Source organism: Arachnia propionica, assembly GCF_003859805.1.
In the GTDB taxonomy this organism is placed as follows: domain Bacteria; phylum Actinomycetota; class Actinomycetes; order Propionibacteriales; family Propionibacteriaceae; genus Arachnia; species Arachnia propionica_C.
Genome location: NZ_RQZG01000066.1, coordinates 1 through 522, shown reverse-complemented (window position 1 = coordinate 522; position 522 = coordinate 1). Strand labels below are relative to the sequence as shown.

The following is a 522-nucleotide window of genomic DNA, read 5'->3' as shown; positions in this document are numbered from 1 at the left end:
GAATCCGAGGAGGAAGGTGACCATGCAGAAGATACAGGTCAGGCCAAACACTCCCAGGATGAGGTCGGGGATGGCTGCTTGAAGTTCTTCCAGCTTCGTGACCGGTACGGCTATTCCTGTGACGAGCATGAACCCGCCGCCGTAGAGCATGGCCATGGGCAGGACCAGCCGTTGTAGTGGAGGACGAAGCGTGGGGTGGGTTCGGTGTAGGCGACCCAGCCTTGTCGGAGGCCGAGCAGACCGATGAGCGTGAGGGCGATGGAAAGCACGGTGAGCTCTCCGGTGAGGCTCTCCAGTGGTATGGGACTATTCATCATCCATCTCCGCCGAACAGCTTCTTTCCAAAGTTCCAGACGCTTTCAACAGCATCTGCGATGTTGTCGCCGAAGCTCTTGCCGTCGCCGTCAGGGTCCCAGGACATCGCCAGGCCGACTCCGAAGCCGACAGCGAGGCCGACGAGGGTTCCACCGACGGGCAGGGTAGGGGTTGTGTGGGACTGGGGGTCATCGTTGTCTCTTGCGG

The 522-nt window shown here is 60.7% G+C and carries 1 protein-coding gene; it reads right to left on the bottom strand.

Features of this window, described 5'->3' with window-relative positions:
- Positions 1-313: 313 nt before the first annotated feature.
- Positions 314-522, bottom strand: a 209-nt coding sequence (locus tag EII34_RS16190) for a hypothetical protein (protein WP_185711406.1), incomplete at its 5' end; no start/stop codon positions are given.